Annotated in this window: 12 protein-coding genes, 1 pseudogene and 1 riboswitch; of the genes and pseudogenes, 12 read left to right on the top strand and 1 reads right to left on the bottom strand. The window is 34.4% G+C overall.

Features of this window, described 5'->3' with window-relative positions:
- The first annotated feature begins 37 nt into the window (after positions 1 to 37).
- Positions 38 to 1,666 (top strand): chaperonin GroEL, encoded by a 1,629-nt coding sequence (groL, locus tag M5A78_RS11315; RefSeq protein WP_248735378.1) that lies wholly within the window; start codon positions 38 to 40, stop codon positions 1,664 to 1,666.
- Positions 1,667 to 1,737: 71 nt separating this feature from the next.
- Here the strand turns inward: groL and M5A78_RS25105 are convergent.
- Positions 1,738 to 2,771, bottom strand: a pseudogene (locus tag M5A78_RS25105) (tyrosine-type recombinase/integrase).
- A gap of 587 nt (positions 2,772 to 3,358) precedes the next feature.
- Here M5A78_RS25105 and M5A78_RS11335 point away from each other — a divergent pair.
- From M5A78_RS11335 to M5A78_RS11380, 11 genes are all read left to right on the top strand, one after another.
- Positions 3,359 to 4,753, top strand: coding sequence for an ABC-three component system protein (locus M5A78_RS11335; RefSeq protein ID WP_248735382.1), 1,395 nt, complete (start codon positions 3,359 to 3,361; stop codon positions 4,751 to 4,753).
- On the top strand, positions 4,746 to 5,483 hold the full coding sequence (locus tag M5A78_RS11340; RefSeq protein WP_248735383.1) for an ABC-three component system middle component 1: 738 nt from the start codon (positions 4,746 to 4,748) through the stop codon (positions 5,481 to 5,483). Before M5A78_RS11335 ends, M5A78_RS11340 begins: the two co-directional genes overlap by 8 nt.
- Positions 5,476 to 7,836 carry an AAA family ATPase gene (locus tag M5A78_RS11345; RefSeq protein ID WP_248735384.1) on the top strand — a complete coding sequence of 787 codons (2,361 nt, stop codon included), beginning with the start codon at positions 5,476 to 5,478 and terminating at the stop codon, positions 7,834 to 7,836. The genes M5A78_RS11340 and M5A78_RS11345 overlap by 8 nt, the downstream gene beginning before the upstream one ends.
- 118 nt (positions 7,837 to 7,954) lie before the next feature.
- Positions 7,955 to 8,230 (top strand): hypothetical protein, encoded by a 276-nt coding sequence (locus M5A78_RS11350; protein ID WP_248735385.1) that lies wholly within the window; start codon positions 7,955 to 7,957, stop codon positions 8,228 to 8,230.
- Positions 8,231 to 9,269: 1,039 nt separating this feature from the next.
- The gene (locus M5A78_RS11355; RefSeq protein WP_248735386.1) at positions 9,270 to 9,701 is read left to right on the top strand and encodes a hypothetical protein; all 432 of its coding nucleotides are present in this window, start codon (positions 9,270 to 9,272) and stop codon (positions 9,699 to 9,701) included.
- 40 nt (positions 9,702 to 9,741) lie between these two features.
- Positions 9,742 to 10,851 (top strand): BRCT domain-containing protein, encoded by a 1,110-nt coding sequence (locus M5A78_RS24930; protein WP_406603690.1) that lies wholly within the window; start codon positions 9,742 to 9,744, stop codon positions 10,849 to 10,851.
- A gap of 793 nt (positions 10,852 to 11,644) precedes the next feature.
- The gene (locus M5A78_RS11365; protein WP_248735387.1) at positions 11,645 to 14,656 is read left to right on the top strand and encodes an efflux RND transporter permease subunit; all 3,012 of its coding nucleotides are present in this window, start codon (positions 11,645 to 11,647) and stop codon (positions 14,654 to 14,656) included.
- Positions 14,657 to 15,513: 857 nt separating this feature from the next.
- Entirely contained in the window at positions 15,514 to 15,639 is a 126-nt protein-coding gene (locus tag M5A78_RS24720; RefSeq protein ID WP_264760455.1) for a hypothetical protein, read from the top strand.
- A 6-nt stretch (positions 15,640 to 15,645) separates the two neighbouring features.
- Entirely contained in the window at positions 15,646 to 17,211 is a 1,566-nt protein-coding gene (locus tag M5A78_RS11370) for a spore germination protein (RefSeq protein ID WP_406603691.1), read from the top strand.
- A gap of 24 nt (positions 17,212 to 17,235) precedes the next feature.
- Positions 17,236 to 18,336 carry a GerAB/ArcD/ProY family transporter gene (locus M5A78_RS11375; protein ID WP_248735388.1) on the top strand — a complete coding sequence of 367 codons (1,101 nt, stop codon included), beginning with the start codon at positions 17,236 to 17,238 and terminating at the stop codon, positions 18,334 to 18,336.
- A complete protein-coding gene (locus tag M5A78_RS11380; protein WP_248735389.1) occupies positions 18,323 to 19,477 on the top strand; it encodes a Ger(x)C family spore germination protein in 1,155 nt (384 codons plus the stop codon). Before M5A78_RS11375 ends, M5A78_RS11380 begins: the two co-directional genes overlap by 14 nt.
- A gap of 345 nt (positions 19,478 to 19,822) precedes the next feature.
- A riboswitch (cyclic di-GMP riboswitch) is annotated at positions 19,823 to 19,913 on the top strand.
- Positions 19,914 to 19,917: the final 4 nt, after the last annotated feature.

Below are 19,917 nucleotides of genomic sequence, written 5' to 3' on the forward strand. Positions count from 1 at the left end.
ATAAAAGATTAAAAAATACGAGGAGGTTTTTTGAACGATGGCTAAAGATATTATGTTTAGTGAAGATGCACGCCGCGCCATGCTTCGTGGTGTTGATGCCCTTGCAAATACAGTTAAAGTAACTCTTGGACCTAAAGGACGTAACGTGGTACTTGAGAAAAAATTTGGTTCACCGCTAATCACAAATGATGGTGTAACCATCGCTAAAGAAATTGAATTAGAAGATGCATTCGAAAATATGGGTGCAAAGCTTGTGGCTGAAGTTGCAAGCAAGACAAACGATGTTGCCGGTGACGGTACAACAACTGCAACGGTTCTTGCGCAAGCGATGATTCGCGAAGGCTTAAAGAACGTTACAGCTGGTGCCAACCCAATGGGTATCCGTAAAGGGATCGAAAAAGCAGTTGCTTCTGCTGTTGAAGAATTAAAAGCTATTTCAAAACAAATCGAAGGAAAAGAGTCAATCGCACAGGTTGCTGCGATTTCTTCTGACGATAAAGAAGTAGGCGAATTAATCGCTGAAGCAATGGAGCGCGTTGGCAACGACGGCGTTATCACAATCGAAGAATCTAAAGGCTTTACAACTGAATTGGATGTTGTCGAAGGTATGCAGTTTGACCGTGGCTACACTTCTGCCTACATGGTAACCAATACAGATAAAATGGAAGCTGTGTTAGAAAATCCATATATCTTAATCACTGACAAAAAAATCTCAAGCATTCAGGAAATTCTTCCAGTTCTTGAGCAAGTGGTTCAACAAAGCAAGCCATTATTGTTGATTGCTGAAGATGTTGAAGGTGAAGCCCTTTCTACGTTAGTAGTGAACAAGCTTCGCGGAACATTCAATGCAGTAGCTGTTAAGGCTCCTGGCTTTGGTGACCGTCGTAAAGCAATGCTTGAAGATATCGCTGCGTTAACTGGCGGTGAAGTGATCACTGAAGAGCTTGGACGTGAATTGAAAACTGCAACAATCGATTCTTTAGGACGCGCTTCTAAAGTAGTTGTGACAAAAGAAAACACAACAATCGTTGAAGGTGCAGGAGAATCTGCAGAAATTGCAGCTCGCGTTAACCAAATCCGTGTTCAATTAGAAGAAACAACTTCTGAATTTGACCGTGAAAAATTACAAGAGCGTCTAGCTAAATTAGCTGGCGGTGTTGCCGTAATCAAAGTTGGTGCTGCGACTGAAACTGAATTAAAAGAGCGCAAGCTTCGTATCGAAGACGCTTTGAACGCTACTCGTGCAGCAGTTGAAGAAGGTATCGTTTCCGGTGGTGGTGTTGCCCTTCTAAACGTATACAGCAAAGTGGCTGAAGTTCAAGCGGAAGGCGACATTGCAACAGGAATCAACATCGTATTACGTGCGATGGAAGAGCCTGTTCGCACAATCGCTCAAAATGCTGGTCTTGAAGGATCTGTCATCGTTGATCGCTTAAAGCGTGAAACAGTTGGCACAGGCTTCAACGCAGCATCCGGCGAGTGGGTAAACATGATCGAAGCTGGTATCGTTGACCCAACTAAGGTTACACGTTCAGCTCTTCAAAATGCTGCATCTGTTGCAGCCATGTTCTTAACAACTGAAGCAGTTGTTGCTGACAAACCAGAAGACAAAGCTCCAATGATGCCTGACATGGGCGGCATGGGTGGAATGGGCGGCATGATGTAATAGCCCCGTCAATCCCTTGATATATAAGGGTTTGTGAGTAAGATGAGAGTGGAATGCTAACATTGAGGATATTAACGGAGGCTTCTCATAAGTTCGCTGAACTTTTGGGAAGCTTCTTTTTTCATTTTCTTGGGTAACATAGAGATAGACATTTTTCGTGATTTGGTCATTGGAATGTCCAAGTCTGCCCATAATCTGTTCGAGTGAGACACTAGCTTCGGCAAGAAGCGACGTATGTGTATGCCTTAATGAGGAGCGGTGTTAACTCAGGGTTTAGTTCTGCAATCCCCTAACTGTTCAATGACTTGATATTGAGTTTTTTTATGCTCCTTCAATGTTTTAATCGCCTCTTCGTCTACAAAAATTTTTCGTCGTGATTTTCTCGTCTTGGTGTGACTAACTGATACTCCAGTGTATTATTAGTTGGATTGTAGTATGTTTTGGTAATGCTTATCGTATGGTTATTAAAGTCAATATCTTTCCATTTAAGGGCAATTAATTCTCCAACCCTTATTCCGGTGTATGACAGGATAAGGAACATTAAGTAGTCTAACTCAAGTCCCTGTTCCCTCGCGGTTTTAAGAAACATAGCAAGTTCTTCTTTTTCAAGGTATTTAGGAACTTCTTCTTCCTCTAATTGCTCAATTGTTTTCTTATCTTTTTTTAGATAGGCATACTCTGTTGGATCCTTTTTTATCATCTCCATTTCCAGCGCCTTTCGGAAAATCATTCATCAGGTTCGATGTATGCCCTCCATCGTGCTATTAGAATAACCTTGTTCTTTTAAATCATTTAATGCATCATGATATCTCTTCCTTGTTATATCCTTTAATTTTAACTGAGCAAAATAGGGCATCAATTTCCCTATTTCATGCAGTCTGACACGAATCGTTCCCGGTTTCACTTCTTTTGAATCCCTATAGATGGCAAGCCATTCTTTTGAAAAGTCACTGAAGGTTTGATTGATTTCTTCTACATACATTCCTTATTCTACCTCATGAATAAGAGCGATAGCAGCTGCTTCAGCTTCTTGCTTAGTCTTAAAACCCCCTTTTCCTTTTTGTTTCCGTTTACCAGTAACTGGATCAATACCAATATCAATCATAAAAGCCCACTTGGAGCCACAAGTGCATTTTTTCCTTTTGTACTTGCATCCTCTTCTGTAAAAATGACCTTCATTTCATTGAATAACCTCACTTTCCAAAATATTGTGTTACAAAATTTACATTATACCGACTTCGGAATGAACAATTCTTTTCGTTGGGAAATGAGGAAGCGAATGGATTTGTTTTGTTTAGTTTTCTACGATTTTCTAACTTTTCAATGAAATCTAGAGATGAATACATCTGTGATGAGTACCATGGGGTTGTCAGGTGCAATGGGTGCTTTAGAGTATCTTTTAGATATTAATTCCATGATATCGTAACAGGAAAGTATTTAACCTAATCCCAAAGCTTCAAATAACGACTCCATGGTCAGTTTAGTTTTATTAGAAACTAAATGGGTTATAACTAGAAAAAATAAAATATATATTTCTTGAGAAAATGACATATTATGAACAATTTGTAGGAAGGATGTTACAAATTTTGCGATATATTGGTAATATTAATCTTAGAAAATTAAATAAATGTAGAACATTCTTATATTAATAAACACTTAATAATTAGATAGAAATTAAAACTGGGAGGATATATGGAATCTACTGATATGGTAACTAATTGGACTAACGTAGCTTGTGCAAGTGCTGCATCATCTTGGAATGGATATACATATCAAGGGAAAATTGCAGTATATACAATGCTTTGTTTAATAAACCAACTAACTGCTGAAAATGAAGATGTAAATTATTACACTCTTGAAATAGAGTGGTTTGAAGATTTTTCTATTAAGTACAAAGATCAATATTTTTCAATACATCAAGTAAAGTCTTATCAAGACAAGGAAACTATTGGTGGTTATAAAGCAACAATTCTTGAATTATTAGGGAAAACAATGATTGAACCAACTGTAAAAGAAGCAAGTTTACATACAGCAATTAATATAAAAGCTTTTACTGTTACAGATTTGAAAGGGGACTTAATTGCTTATGAACCTAATAAAAAGAAAGACTTATTAAATCATTTTAAAACGTTACTATTTGAAGAAAATAAATTCAATGAGGCATGGGATAAGCTTAAAATTAATGTGGAGAATGGGGAGGTAAATGTTCATAGGGTTGTTCAAGTTGATGAAATTAACGACAAAATAAGAGAACAAATAAAGGTATTTCTTCAAAATGATATACATAGGGATTCCTCAGCAATTAGTAGTGAGAATATTGATTATGCTTACTCAAACTTACTACATACAATTAATAATCTCATAGCTGATATTCATATGAAAAAGCAAACAAATCCAGTTATTGCATTTACTGAAGTACTAAAAATTCTTCAGAGTGATAGTGTATTTAATCTAACGAATGAAACAGTTGCCAGTTTACTTATGGACGATTTAACTACATATTTTGAAGAGTACTGTGAAGAACAAGGAATTGACCTTGAAGCAGATGAAGAAAAAGCAAGCATTTGGACCCATCATATAGATGTATTAAAACTATTGGCCTCTGAAGATTTTGTGCTCATTTGTAGGAAAATTGCACCCAACATCTCTATAAAAAAGTCAGATTCTATTAGTATATCAGAATACAAAAGGCTAATTGATCAGCATGGTGTTAAGCAGATGTTATTTGAGTGTATATTTACTTTCCATCATTTGTTAGAAGCAGCAAGGTTAAAAAACGATATTCTTCTAATAAAGAAAAGTAAGACATCTAACTTGATTACTCTTATTTTAACAGAGGGTAAGAATGCTTGTTCCAAAGTAGGCAAGGATATCTTCAATAATTTTAATAATGATGGAGCTCTATTAGAACTGCTTTTTGAAGTGGAGACGTATATCAACAAATCAATTAATGAGGAGTATAGAGGAACCATTACAGAAGTGGAATCGGATACAGAGAATCAGAATAAGGAGAAATTTACTGGTCCTAAAAAAATAAAATTTATGGATATAAATACTGCTATGGAGGAATTTAAGCCATATGTATAACCTAATTAATAGTATCTTCAAAGAAGCAGAATTTGAAATGAATGAAAGAATTAACCTAAGAGGTAACTTTTCAGCAAACTTCTCTTTTTTAACAAGGACAAATAATAATAAATTTGATTTCTATCTAGTTGCTAACTTTAAAGAGGGAGAGGTAAATCTTGATAGTTTAAAGGAACAATTAGATCAATGTTTTGAATCTATTCTTGAAGAAATGAATGTAACAGGCATAGATAAGAATCTTTCCTTTCTGCTACTACTTGAGACCGAATCTATAAATTATTCAAAAGAACAGATAAGATATATTTATAACCTAGAAGAAGACCCTTACGACTTTAAGAAATATGTACTTACATATACCCAAAGTCAAGTTGAAGCTTTGGAAAGACATTTAAAAGAAAAAACTGAAGTACCTCTAACTACAACACTAAATAACCTATTGCAAGAGAAAAAGTTATTTGCTTACTTTAAAAAGAAAGAAGAAGATAGAAGTACTACTGAAAAGCAGGAAGTTTTATTGTACGATTTAGTAACAAAGTTATTCATAAAATTACCATTTCTAAGTGTGCTTATAAAGCAAAAGAGACTAGTAAGTTTAAAACATGAAATAGACGAAAGCCTCAATCAAACTCAAGCAAGAATAGTTAATTTAATACTCGAACAACATTCAAATGATCGAGAACTTCATATTGACGGTATCTTAACTACGCTAGGGGTTGAACACAATGAATAATGTAATAAAAATCTCAAGGGTCTATATTGAAAATTTCAAGTCGATAGAAAAAGCATGTCTTGGATTTAAGAATCAAACGGTTACAGTTCTTGATGGACCAAACGGGTTTGGTAAAACCAGTATTTATGATGTCATAGAACTTATATTGACAGGCAGCATTAGAAGAATTAAACAATTAAAAATAAATGTTGGAAACAGAGGATATGACGATTACCTGTTTGCTAAAGATCAATTTAAACCAATTATTTTAAAAGTTGAACTAGAGGTATTTGACGCTGATTTCGACTTAATTGAAAGGATCATTGTTGGACGGAAGATTGAACCGAGTTCACTAAATAGATCCAGAAAGAGACCATTTGATTTTGACTATACTGTCCATTTGCTTGGAGATTTTGAAGAGAACTTAACAAATAGAAATAAGTCGTCTCAGACTACTATTGAGGAACTATTTGGGATTTCTGATTTTGCATCTAAGTTCGGTTTATACCATTATATTGAACAAGAGGAATCAAGTCATTTACTGAAAAAAAATGAAAAAGAACGAATGGATTCTATAAGTAAACTTTTTAACATTGAATCTGAAATGAACGAACGGGATATTCTTGAAAAAGCTAAAAATAAATTGATCCGTCATAAAACAAGCTTAAATCAAAAAATTAGCGAAATTGCCATAGATTCTACTACTATCGAAGAAAATGCTCAATCATCTGAGGTGGAATATTCTCAGTTGATCAACATTCCTTCCAATAAAATTGTATGGGATCAAAAAATTATCAAACCTTTGGATAAAGAAAATAAAGCAACGTATTTAGAACAACTAGAAGCTATAAAAGGTCTACTAACTAATTTTGCTGAGTTTATGTTAGAGTCCCAAAACGAAAGGATTCGAGGTATTGCTTCAAAGGATCAAAGACTATCAGCATTAATTGTTTTGGGACATTTTGAAGAAGAGTTCGAGCAAATAAAGAATTCTCATAATCTGAAAAAGAAGTTTGAAAATATCAAAGTGAAAATTGAAAATAAAGAAATCTTTACAACTGATTTAAATTGGAATTTAGTCTACGAACATTTTAAGCTCACTATTAGTAAAGAAGATCTTAATCAAAAGGTAAATTTTATTAAAGGTTTAAGAACGAATTCAAGTAATCTCTCACGGATAGTAGAAAAGTTACTTTTAACTAGAAAAGACCTTGTTTCAAAGTATGATGAATACATTAAAAGCAAACAGATTGATGGTAACGATTGTCCACTTTGCGGTAGAGAATGGGAATCATACCAGGACCTCATTACACAAATGGATAATAAAACTGAATTATTAAAAGAGGAACTTGATAATTCTTCTACTAATATTCTTAAGGAAATTGATAATCTATATGAAAAATATTTGACTCAGTTGGTCATCGATTTAGATGAATTTATAAAGAAATCCATCAATGATGCTTTCTTTAATCAACTTCATGAGTATAAGCTTTTAAATATTGATTTTAATGCAGCGAAGAAGTTTTTTAGTGAATTAAATATTGATATTTCGGCTTACTTTAATAAAGAAAAGAATTACGTGAAAAATCTAAGTGAGAGAGTGGAGAGTATAAAGGATAGCCTATACGGTAAACTCTCTAAAAGTATACTAGAGATTGATAAATTTAATGAATATAAAGAATTTTATAGGAATATTTTTGCTAACAATGAAGAGATACTTAAAGGTATAAATATAGCAAATATTGATCAAAAGAAACAATATATTGAATATATGTACTATATGCAAGCGAGTGAATCGTTTATTAAGCATCAAAAATTAGTCAATCAGTTGAGGCTAGTAGATGAATCCATAAATTCTCTTACTGATTCAATTGGTATTTACAATGAAAAGATTAATGGGTACCGTGCTAAGATGATTAGTGACATTGAAATACCATTTTATATTTATAGTGGGAAAATAATCCAAAATCATCAAAGAGGTATAGGGGTGTTTATTAAAGAAGACCCAAATGAACAAACTGATGACCCTCAATTAAAAGCAATAAATTTCGTTCCACCTGAGAAAACGGATCATGATATCATGCATTCATTTAGTTCTGGTCAGTTATCCGCAACCGTACTTGCTTTCTCTTTAGCATTGAATAAGGTCTATAATAATAGTGGTCTAGGAACTTTACTAATAGACGACCCAATCCAAACAATGGATGAAATAAATATGGCTTCATTTGTTGAATTGCTAAGAAATGATTTCTCAGATAGACAAATTATTTTATCCACTCATGAGGATAAGATATCAATGTATATCCGTTATAAGTTCTCAAAATACGGACATAGAACTGGGAATATAAATGTTAAAGAAGAGTTTTATCAATAAAAGTATGAAAACTACTAATATTCCCTTAGTAGTTTTCATACTTTTTTATATATTTTTCACAAAATAAAAATACGCGTTAAAGTATTTTTGTCAAGAATACAAATAAGAGGTGGTAAAAATGGACTTAGAAACACATTATAAAAATGAAGTAATTGGAGCTGTAAATACATTCATTCAAATGATTAATCAAGCAGATAAGTGGAACCCTGAAGGTAAAGGAATAATAGAAAATAACTGGTTTTATCTCTTACAGGATAACAATACGTTCTTGGCAAAATTAAAAATAAACGGAGTTGATGAAGTGTTATCTTTTCAAAAATCTGAATGGAAAAATTTAAGTGCAAATATGCTTGGAAACTCAAAATTGAAAGAACTATATAAAAGATTAACCTGAAGGGATTAAACAATGTCCTAGAATGTAAACCGATTTAGGTATGTATCTCGCTAATTATTGTATATGAAGCAGAGATTAATAACAGGATTAAAAGCTTAAGTAAGAAAAAATCTTATAAAACCAAAGCAATATATAGTGACAACGATTGCAGTTTTGAGATTAATTGGATAGGTCTTGGGTAGTCCAGCTCAAAACATAGAGGTAAACTTGAAAAGAGATGCTACCAGTAGGTTTAAAAGCAGTGTGTAGCACTTGAATATTAAAATATATACTTTTCTTATTTAAAAAAGCGATGCCTAAATAGCATCGCTTTACTTGTTCAAATATGGATTGGTGTCGAGCATAATTTAGTCTTAAGGAATTTAATAAACAAAATGCTAACATTTTGCTAACGCCCTCCCATGAAAAAAGGCAAACTCTCGTTAAAGATGTTACAGACAGGATTTAGTGAAAACTTGATATACCGCATTTTTGGCATACATCGTTAAAGATATTACACACTCTCAGCTTACGGGCGGCATGATGTAATCCTTACTTATAAACCCTGATATAAAAGGATTTATAAGTTTTTACTCAACCTGTAGTGTCCGAAAAAGTGACCGAAATTGATAATTAAGATTTTTAAAGAGGTTTTTCATTTAAGTTATTGAACTTAAAGGGAGCCTCTTTTTTTGTTTTGTTTTAATTCTTTCCTTACAAGGGATAGTAGAATATTCGAACAAGCTCAGGCGATTGCCATTCAAAATTAAAATGAGTTTGCTTGTGCAAATATCAATTGATACATAGAGTTTAAGGAGAATCCAAAGCAAATGGATTCTCCTTTTTACTGCTATTCCTTTAAATTGCTTCCTTTGGACAATATGAAGAACTTTTCTGGTTTTTATACTAAGAATTTGGAAAAGTATCAAATATCAACACTCTAATTTAACAGAGCCAAAACAAAAAATAGAAAACCAGCAAAGTTAGTTGTTGTTTTAGATTACATATATGGATATATTTTACTATATAGCAAGAAATAAAAAGAGAGGGTGGTTTGTTTATGTTGCAAAATAGGGTGAATGAATTAAGCAGTGGTATTTTAAATATTGTGGGTGCTAAAGTTTATACAACAGGATTCACGAGAGAAGAAATGTTACAGTCCTATCTGGCTAAAGGTAGAGAATGTTGGAGTTCTAAAGGACTATACGATTATCAAAATTTAGATTTTCATAATATAAAAGATGATGCATTAATCATCGTAAGGAAAGATGGAAAGGAAATTAACAGATATAAGTATAAACCCGTATATAAAAATACTGTTCAATTTAAAGATGAAGAAGAAAAGAATGTTTCACTTACATTTACAATTAGAAAAAGTTCGTATAGCGACCATTATCATTTTTTAACGGAAAAAGAATCTTTGCTATTTAATAATAGGGAAGAATTAGACGGTTATATTCTCAAAAGATTTGGTGCCACATATTTTTATTAAAACAATCAATATTTGTGATTAATTTATAGGGGGGAATGTAATGGAAAATATGATTTTGGTAGATATTGAGACTGGAGATTTTGATATAGATTCGGGGATACATGAAGTCGCTTTATTGGTAATAGAAGAGGGAAAAATAGTGTTAGGCGAACATATTGCAGAAGTTGAAGATCAAGCTTCTATCCATTTAGGTATGGGTGCTGGATATGCAGATATATCCGAAAATGAATTAAAGAAAGGACAATTTCGAAATATCATCAATACATATAACTACCCAGTTGTTGCTCATAATGTCCCTTTTGATAGAAAATTCCTTGTTCATTATGGATGGTTAGATGAGGATTATGAATGTTACGATTCAATCCGAGCTATCAAATATGCAAATCCGGATCTATTTTCTTATTCATTAGGATATCTATTATCCTTTTATAATATTAATCGCCCAATGACTCATATTGCACTGGATGATGTTAAATCACTTTATGAAGTGATTTTAAAAGCGAATCCTACAATATGGATACCTTTATATAGAGTTTCTCCTAAAAAATTCAAGAATTTTGTAAATGCTACTGCAAATGTAGAAGGACAGTCTACGGTTTTTCAAGATAAAAGAATAGTTTTTACAGGCGGGAGTCCTTTTCCGAGAGTCCTAATGACAGAAATAGCAACAAAATGCGGAGCAAAAGTGACAGGAAGTGTATCATCTAAAACAGACCTTTTGATTTGTGGGGAAAAACCAGGAAGTAAATTATCTAAAGCGCGAGAATTAGGGATAGAAGTACAGACAGACGAATGGTTTATCGATGCAGTTTCGAAGGATTTAAATTTAGAAACAGCTACAATTACTCGACAAAGTGTTGCTGCCGCTACAGATAATGATACTAAATCAAGTGTTCCGTTTAAAAAAATTCCTGAACTAAAAGGGAAAGTTATAAATATAGCATTACTTCCTCTTAGAATACAAAGTAAGGTTGAAGATATTTTGGTTAATCATATGGAGGTAGGAGGATTAAATAAAGGAACAAATGGATACAATGTTGATGTGATTATTTATACTGATGATGTTGATTATGTCCTTTTGAAAAAAGCTAAAGAATTACAAATCAAAACGATTCCCCTATCTAAATTTAATCACATGATATTAAATTGAAAACTCATCACCACATTTCTATTTAGCAAAATGTAATGATGAATCAAAGAAAATAGCAATATCTATGAAGATTTATGTATTTATTTAAAAGTTTTATAACTTTTTGATACCAGGCAGGAGAGAAGAAATTTGTGGTTGAAGAGGAATATCTACCGATAAGCTAAGAGAAGAGAGGGTTTAGGATAATTGGACGAAAAGATATAATTGTAGACTTATTTAAATTGATTATACCGGATCAATACCCTATTAAGAGGATAATAGCGAACTGTAACGAAGTGTAAGAGTTTTAGATAGGATTATGATGGCAACTCTTTTTTTATTGTACTACTGAGGCAAGTTAGGTGGAAGCAGTTGATACTGAAACGTATTATTTTTCTCATCGTAATAAGTTTTTGTGATGCGTATCGGAAGGTACGCTTATTTTTTTATAATTCGGGCTTCCAGTTCTAAGACCTGGGACCTAGAAAAGGTTCATGCCAGGGGCTGTTACAGGAAAGCTTGAAAACTTGTAAATTATAGAAGTGGAACTGCGTTAAAACAGAGTGTAGATGTAGAGTACTGTTTAGGAAGAAAAGTAGGTTTAATAAAAATGTGATTGGGAAGAGGTGAATATTGAATCCTTTAACAAAATTGTATTGAAAAAAGATAAATAGTCATTTAGGATTGTATTTTTACATTATTTTTACAAAAAGACAACATTTTGTTAAAACAACCTTAAAAATTTCAGGCAGAAGTCTAGTACAATAAAAAAGCGCCATGAATCAAAGATGAAAATAAAGGGGGCAAATATTAAATGACTTTACTTACAAAATGGGCCTTTAAAAATAAAGCGGCTTTAATAGTCGTTGTTATTTTATCGTTAGTAATGGGAGTTGTGAGTTACTTTACACTTCCCATGGAATTCTTGCCAGAAGCGGATAATCCACAAGTTACGGTGGTGACACTTGGGCAGGGATATGATTCGAAAACAATGGTGGATGAAGTCACTACACCCATTGAGAATGCCGTAGTAGCTGTTAAAGGAAAAACCAATGTATATTCTACGACAGGTGATGGGTACTCACAGATCAACATTTCCTTCGATTCCAAAACAAAAATGAAGGAAGCAAAGGCTGAGGTTGAAGAAAATATCAATCAAATCAGCATGCCTGAAGGGGTGCAAAAGCCTAAAGTTGTTCAACTTAATACAAACCAAATTCCTATTGCTCAAGTTTCTTTAACATTTAGCAATGGATTAACAAAAGAAAATATGGAAAAGGCTGCAAAACAAATTGAGCCTAAATTTAAATCTTTAGATGGAATTGGCAGTGTTACTTTATATGGGAAAACAGATCCAAGAGTCGTAATCCAATTGGATAATGCGAAAATGGCAGCTGCCCATATCCCGCTTCAATCAGTGATGGGGGTTCTCCAAGGACAGAATTTGGCTGTATCTATTGGAGAAAAGCCGATTGATGGAAAAATGTCCAACTTGAAGGTTATTGGAAATATCAATAGTTTAGAAGCAATCAATAAACTAACCATTCCTTTACCTGTACCTAATGCACCAAAAGTAAAATTAGGCGATATTGCAACAGTGAAGCAGGAATCGAATCAGGAAAGCATTACGCGTATAAATGGGAAGGAAGCTCTAGTTCTTGTAATAACAAAGGCTGATAATGCAAGTGCTGTGACCGTTGGGAAAGAGATTACAAAAGAAGCCAAAAAAATCTCTAAAGAGGTATCAGGTGCAAAGGCAGAAGTTGTTTTTGCTACATCTGACATGGTTCAACATTCAGTCAATAGCATGATGAGAGAAGTTTTAATGGGAGCACTTTTTGCAACTATCGTCATTGTTTTATTCTTAAGAAATATCCGTGCAACCTTCATTACGATTATCTCGATTCCACTTTCATTAGGAATTACCCTATTTTTATTATGGAAATCAGGAATCACCCTAAACATTTTGACCCTAGGCGGGGTTGCTGTAGCAGTAGGCCGTTTAGTAGATGATAGTATCGTAGTGATTGAGAACATTTTTAGAAAAACACAAGAAAAAGAGTTTAATAAAGCTACTGTTCTAGAGGCGGTAAAAGAAGTGGCGACAGCTATTACTTCTTCAACGCTCACAACGGTCGCGGTTTTCTTGCCTATGGGATTAATTCAAGGTTCTCTCAGAAGCTTTATTTATCCATTTGCATTAACCATCACCTATTCATTGCTTGCTTCACTTGTAGTAGCATTAACGGTTGTCCCATTAATGAGTTTTGGAATGCTGAGAAAAGCAAAGCTGCCTGCACATAAGCAGCCAGTGCGGTATATGAAAGTATTAAGATGGTCCCTTAACCATAAATTCATTCCGATCTTGCTAGCTGTTTTCTTCTTTGTAGGATCCATTGGCCTTTATTTTGCCATGCCAAAGGGAGCCATTGATGCTAAAAATGCAGAAAATGTAGCGATTCAATTAACATTCCCAAGTCAAACCCCAATAGATACAGTCAAAAATAGGGCAATTGAATTTGAAAAGAAAGTCCAAGACCTTGATGGATATAAATATCTCATCACTCAAGCTGGAACAAATTCAGATGCAGCAGCATGGGGTCAGGTAAGCAACCCGACTGAAGCAACATATACAGTAATCATGAAAGATGGCGCTGATGCGGACAAATTTATGAAAGGCGTTAAAAAACTCAAAAATGAGTTTTCGGAGGCGGACCTTTCTGTTTCAGCAGGTTCTATGATGGGATCTTCTTCAAGCTCTGTAATTACCCTAGACCTTGTTGGTAAAAAGACTCCAGATCTTATTGATGCATCCAATAAGGTAATGGATAGTATCAAGGGAATTAAAGGGGTAAACAAGGTTACAAGCAACCAAGAAGAAACAAAACCTGTTTATACGATAAAAGTTGATTCAAATGTGACAAATACACAGCAGATAGCGACACAACTTCATGCTCTAATGAATCAAACACCAATTGGAACAGTGAAAATAAACGAGAAAGAAACTGTAGTGTACCTGAATGCAGGCTTTAATCCAACATCAAAGGCGGATTTAGAAAACAGTAAAATCATGACTGAAACAGGTGTTGTTTCACTTAGCACTATTGCATCTATTGATAAAAGTGAACAATCAAGTACGATTCTTCATAAAGATGGCGATCAATACTTGCGTGTAAGTGCTCTTGTAGATTCTGATAAACTTTCAGTCGTATCGGACAAAATTAATAAAGCTACAAAGGACCTTAAGCTGCCTAAAGGAGTTAAGCTTGCCACAGGCGGGGCATCAGACCAACAATCAAGCGACTTTGCTGACTTAGGATTAACCATGCTGGCATCCATTGGCCTCGTATATTTGATAATGGTTATTACCTTTAAAAACTTACGGACACCAATTGCAATCTTAATGACTTTACCGCTTGCTTCCATTGGAGCGATTTTAGGATTGTTAATTACAGGCGTATCCATTGACCCTACCGCATTGTTTGGAGCATTAATGCTCATCGGAATTGTTGTTACTAACGCTATTGTCCTAATTGACAGGGTTAAACAAAATGAGGAACATATGATCATAAGAGAAGCGATTATTGAGGGTGCAGCCACCCGGATAAGACCAATCTTAATGACAGCAGTAGCTACAATTTGTGCGATGGTGCCAATTCTATTTGGTGATCCAGAAACAGGATCCCTTGTGTCAAAAGGTTTAGCAGTCGTAGTAATTGGCGGTCTAACAGTGGCAACCCTACTGACATTAGTAATTGTACCAGTGTTCTACGAGCTGCTTTATTTCAGAAAATCTAAAAAGCAAAGATTAAGTAGGGATAAATAACAAAATATGAAGGGACTATTGGTTTTTCCCAATAGTCCCTTTTTCTGATAAACTTATGCTATTTCACGCAGTTTAATAAAAAGAACACAATCGCCAACAAATCTCAAAGAAATTTATTATTATGATACGCCTTTAGGTGCTGAGCTATCGAAACTACATCAAGAACTACATATCGAATTGGATAAAAGAGTTTGGAATTACTTAAAAGCTATGACCTAGAATCTCTTGAGCTTGTGGCTGAATTTATAGAGAAACTTGCTCAGTTGAGGTAAACACTAAATAATTCAGTCAATTAGACTTATTGAAATATTGCGGCTTAACCATATGTTTTCAATAATTAATCCCTTGTAACGATATGCTAACATTTTGCTAACGCAATCCCATAAAAAAAGGTTAAATACCGTTAAAGATGTTACTACGCTGTTTTTCAAAAACGTTGATATACCTCACTTTTTACACTTATCGTTAAAGATATTACACACTCTCATCTTACGGGCGGCATGATGTAAGGCGTTAGCGATACATTTGAGAAATAGTTACGGCTATTTTCCCCCATTTTGAGAAGTAGTCATGTAAATAATTTATATCGATAGCAAAAACCACTTCCTATAAAAATTAGGGAGTGGTTTTTTGTGTTGTTAAAATTTGCGTACCAAGACTTTTTGGATGACAGACATTTCAAGAATACGACCAAAACGAATATCAAAAATTATGAAATGCTTTTAGGGAAATTTGTTGATGGATAAATTACTATTCTAAAAATCGGTTAATTTTAACATAAAAAGTAAATACTACAATCAATGTATTCTAAAACGTTCTAACGAAAATACTTCTGAGCATTTATAGGAGAGGTTTTTATGTTGAAGAAAATTCTTTCTCTAATACCGGACTTTATCATTTTCGTACAAGCATTTATTACATTTTTAGTTCCACTTGGATTTTTTAAACTTTTCAAATGGATTCATTCATTAGAGAAAGAGTGATGATTAGTGAAATGGCGGAGGCTAAACAAAAACAAGATGAAGATTGAAGAATCTGCCAAAAAAGCAAAACAGGATAAACAGCCATTTCAAGAATCTATTAATGAAGTGACCGGCAATCTTACGGCAGATTTGAATCTAATTCGCAAAGAGATTGGGCATAATTCAGATGTAAAATTTCGTGAGTTTCAAATGGGAACAACGGGTATTCGTATTGCCATTATTTTTATAGATGGGTTTGCAGATGCGGATGTAATTAATAATCATATTTTGGTTGATTTCATGTCGGCTTCACCAAAAGAAACCGGCCATCCACTAAAAAACTCCTCCTTAAAAGATTATATTAAAAACCAAGCCCTTTCTGTATCCGGCTTAAATGAAGTTCGTACTCTTAAAGATATAACCTCCGGAGTAATGTTTGGGTCAATTGCGATTTTAGTCGATGGTCTAGAAGACGTTTTCCTGGTTGGCGGTGCTAAAGCTAAAACAAGAAATATTGATGAGCCGGCTACTGAGGGATCGGTACGTGGACCCAGGGTAGGCTTTATTGAAAATTTAAAGGATAATACAGCTCTTCTACGGCGGCATGGCAAAGATCAAAACTTATCCATAATCAGCTCTCAGGTAGGAGAGCGGTCCAAAAAAGAACTAGTCATTATCTACATGAAGGATATTGTGGACCCTCATTTATTAGAAGAGGTTAAGCAACGGATTAATAAAATAAAAATTGATGATGTACATGACTCTAGTTATATTGAACAATTAATTGAAGATAATTTTTTAAGTCCATTCCCGCAAGTGCAAAGTACAGAACGACTTGATCGTGTTATGAGTGCTTTGATGGAAGGAAGGATAGCTCTACTGTTGGACGGCTCACCTTTTGCCTTAATTGTTCCTGTTACCTTCCATATGCTGTTGCAGTCACCTGAGGACTATTACGAAAGATGGATGGCTGCGACATTAATTCGTATATTACGTTATTTTTCAGCCTTTATTGCTTTATTTGGTCCTTCTTTATATATTGCTTTTATTTCCTTTCATCCGGGATTAATTCCAACCAAGCTCATTTTTTCCATTGCAGCCACCAGAGAGGGAGTTCCTTTTCCCCCTTTAATTGAGGCACTCATAATGGAATTATCTATAGAAGTATTAAGAGAAGCCGGGCTTCGTTTACCAAAACCAATTGGACAATCGATAGGGATCGTGGGCGGTTTAGTCATTGGAGAAGCAGCAGTGCAAGCAGGAATAGTTAGTCCAATCATGGTCATCGTAGTTGCTGTCACGGCCATATCTTCATTCACGCTTCCACAATATAATGTAGGGATTGCATTAAGAATGCTTCGCTTTGCCTCAATGCTATTTGCTAGTGTGTTTGGATTATATGGAGTCATTCTGTTCTTCCTGTTGCTATGCAGCCATTTGGTCAGGCTTAAAAGTTTTGGCATTCCATATGTGAGCCCTGCTGTATCATTTCGATTGAATGATTGGAAGGACTTTATGATACGGGTCCCCCTATTCCTGATGAAACGCCGTCCAAAACTGTTGCATCCAAAAGATTCAGTAAGAAAAAGGTAACGGTTCGAAAGGAGTTGACTAATTATGACTTCCAGTCCTTTAGATCGAATAACTTCGTATCAAGCAGTAATGTTTATCACAAATTTTATTTTCGGTGCAGGGATTTTAACGCTGCCCAGAACCACAACAGAGAAAATCAAAACTCCCGATTCTTGGATCGCAATAATTGTTAGTGGATTAATTATTACTCTTTTAGCAGTAATAATATTAAAACTATGCCAAAGATACCCGAACGAAACTTTCTATCAATTTAATCAAAAACTTCTTGGGAAATGGGTAGGATCGCTGCTAAGTTTAACAGTTATCTCCTATTATATTGCGTTGTCCGCATATGAGGTTCGAACTATGGCTGAAACTACACGATTATTCTTACTTCAGGGAACTCCAACATGGGCTATTATGATGCCATTTTTGTGGATTGGTCTATACTTAGTTCAGGGCGGGGTAAATGCCATTGCTCGGTTATTAGAAATTATTTTTCCAATTACGGTTATTTTTTTCCTTTTGGTCATGTTTTTAGGCATGAAAATATTTGAGGTTGATAATTTACGTCCGGTGTTAGGATCGGGGGTTAAGCCCGTCTTAAAGGGGTTAACAACCTCCTCTCTTTCCTTTGCAGGCTTCGAAATTCTCCTCTTTATTTTTATGTTTATGAAAGAAAAAAACAAGGTAACAAAAGTTCCATTACTTGGAGTTGCAATACCCTTTATCTATTATTCCTTTACAGTGGTAATCGTAATAGGTTCCCTTTCAGTAGACGCAGTAGTGTCACAAACATGGCCTGTACTTACATTTGTTCGAAGCTTTGAAATCACAGGCCTTTTATTTGAACGGTTCGATTCCCTCATTCTTGTCATTTGGATTATGCAAATATTCGCTACGTATGTCATTGCTTTATTTATTGCTACTCTAGGATTAAAGCAGATTTTTTCGAAAAGTACTCACGCATTTATATATAGTTTAATACCTCTCATTTATTTAGTTTCTATGATTCCTAAAAATATAAATGAGGTATTTAAAATGGCGGATATAATTGGCAATTTCTCCCTTTGTTTATTTTCTATTATGCCATTGATCCTTTTCATTATCTCAAAGGTGAAGGAAAGAAAATATGAAAAAATGTAGACCTATATTAAGAAATTCTTTTGTCTCGATGCTTTTACTTTTTCTGCTGTCAGGTTGCTGGAGCAGCAAGTCCATTGAAGATGTAAATATCGCCGTTGGCTCAGCTGTAGATAAATCAAAAGATGGAAAAATACGATCAACTCTTCAATATGTAATACCACATGCAATCGGTACTTCAAATAGCAAATCACCACAACAAAAACCTTATATTAATGTCTCTGCGACAGGAATTTCACTAGAACCAATCGGTTGGGAAACGACCTTACGAAGAGAGGGTCCTATTTCTGGGGCACATCAAAAAGCAGTAATTATTGGGCAAGATCTTGCTCGTGAAGAGCCAATTAGAGAAATAACAGATTTGTATTTTCGGGATATAGAGATTAGAGGAAGTACCTCAATCTTTATTTCTAAAGGAGAAGCTGCACGAACTCTCGAATCAAAGGATGCCGACGTCATTCCTGCAATACGCTTGGTAGAAATTGCAGAACAGGAACTTACAACTAGAGCTTTGAGGCACCTCTCTTTAATGAAGACTTGGGGAAAATCGAACTCTCAGACCAGCTTCCTTATACAACTGATTGATTTAAAAAAGGGAGAAATTGAATTTGATGGAGCGGCCGTAATAAAAGGAAGAACAAACAAGATGATTGGGATTCTTAATAAGGAAGAGATTGAAGGCATAAATTGGATAACAGGAGAAGGTAAAAGCGGAGCGGTAAAAGCCTTCCAAAAAGAGTCGGATAAACCCATATATTATCAGATTGAGTCAATGAAAAGCAAAATTAAGCCGCATGTTACCGGTAATAGAATTTCGTTTGATGTAAAAATTGAGTCAGAGGGAAGAATCGCTGAATATTGGGATCCTCACTTTAAACCTGCTTTTAAGAATAAAACTATTAAACAAATAGAACATGCGGCTGAGAAAGAAGTTATGCGCTTAGTAGTGAATACCACAAAAAAAATGCAAAAGGAATTCGGAGTAGATGTTGGAGGATTTGGCAACCAATTGCGAATACAATATCCTAATGTCTGGAAAAACGTGAAGGGCAATTGGGATGAAAAATTTAGTGAGATTCCCATCACCTATGATGTATCGATTACGATAAAGGATTACGGAATGATTGGATCAAAGAAAAATTAAATAACTTTTGTTAGTGCAAAAGATATTACTTGTTTTTCATCTATTGAATAAACCTAAAAATAAGGGTCTGAACCTAATGTTCAGACCCTCGTAATGTTACTCCCCTAAATCCACATTAAGTATTTTTTGGATGTAAAACACTTTTAACAAGTTATCTAAATAATACTACAGCCCTCATCTACATTTAAGGTGGGGGCTATTTGACGCTTACACTGCTTCAATGTAGTTATTTTGTAATAGATTTTTAGACCTACTTTTTCTAAAAAAATTAAAGTATTTGTAACTTTGGTCGATATGTAAAATATAGGTTTTTTGTCATTATTTGACTAACATTCTTATGATCTAAAAAGTTAATGGCAAACCCATTGAAAAATGGGGACGCAAAGTCACGGATCTAAAGTTGCGAAAGAGCGACAATGATGGCTGGACTGCCTAGATTA

Source organism: Neobacillus rhizosphaerae, from assembly GCF_937468385.1.
Lineage (GTDB): Bacteria > Bacillota > Bacilli > Bacillales > Cytobacillaceae > Neobacillus > Neobacillus rhizosphaerae.

Bases quoted from the DNA above. Each gene is read 5' to 3' on its own strand.
- M5A78_RS11355 (WP_248735386.1), top strand. From the start codon at position 9,270: ATGTTGCAAAATAGGGTGAATGAATTAAGCAGTGGTATTTTAAATATT.
- M5A78_RS11375 (WP_248735388.1), top strand. From the start codon at position 17,236: ATGACTTCCAGTCCTTTAGATCGAATAACTTCGTATCAAGCAGTAATG.
- M5A78_RS11345 (WP_248735384.1), top strand. From the start codon at position 5,476: ATGAATAATGTAATAAAAATCTCAAGGGTCTATATTGAAAATTTCAAG.
- M5A78_RS11380 (WP_248735389.1), top strand. From the start codon at position 18,323: ATGAAAAAATGTAGACCTATATTAAGAAATTCTTTTGTCTCGATGCTT.
- groL (WP_248735378.1), top strand. From the start codon at position 38: ATGGCTAAAGATATTATGTTTAGTGAAGATGCACGCCGCGCCATGCTT.
- M5A78_RS11335 (WP_248735382.1), top strand. From the start codon at position 3,359: ATGGAATCTACTGATATGGTAACTAATTGGACTAACGTAGCTTGTGCA.
- M5A78_RS11365 (WP_248735387.1), top strand. From the start codon at position 11,645: ATGACTTTACTTACAAAATGGGCCTTTAAAAATAAAGCGGCTTTAATA.
- M5A78_RS24720 (WP_264760455.1), top strand. From the start codon at position 15,514: ATGTTGAAGAAAATTCTTTCTCTAATACCGGACTTTATCATTTTCGTA.
- M5A78_RS24930 (WP_406603690.1), top strand. From the start codon at position 9,742: ATGGAAAATATGATTTTGGTAGATATTGAGACTGGAGATTTTGATATA.
- M5A78_RS11350 (WP_248735385.1), top strand. From the start codon at position 7,955: ATGGACTTAGAAACACATTATAAAAATGAAGTAATTGGAGCTGTAAAT.
- M5A78_RS11340 (WP_248735383.1), top strand. From the start codon at position 4,746: ATGTATAACCTAATTAATAGTATCTTCAAAGAAGCAGAATTTGAAATG.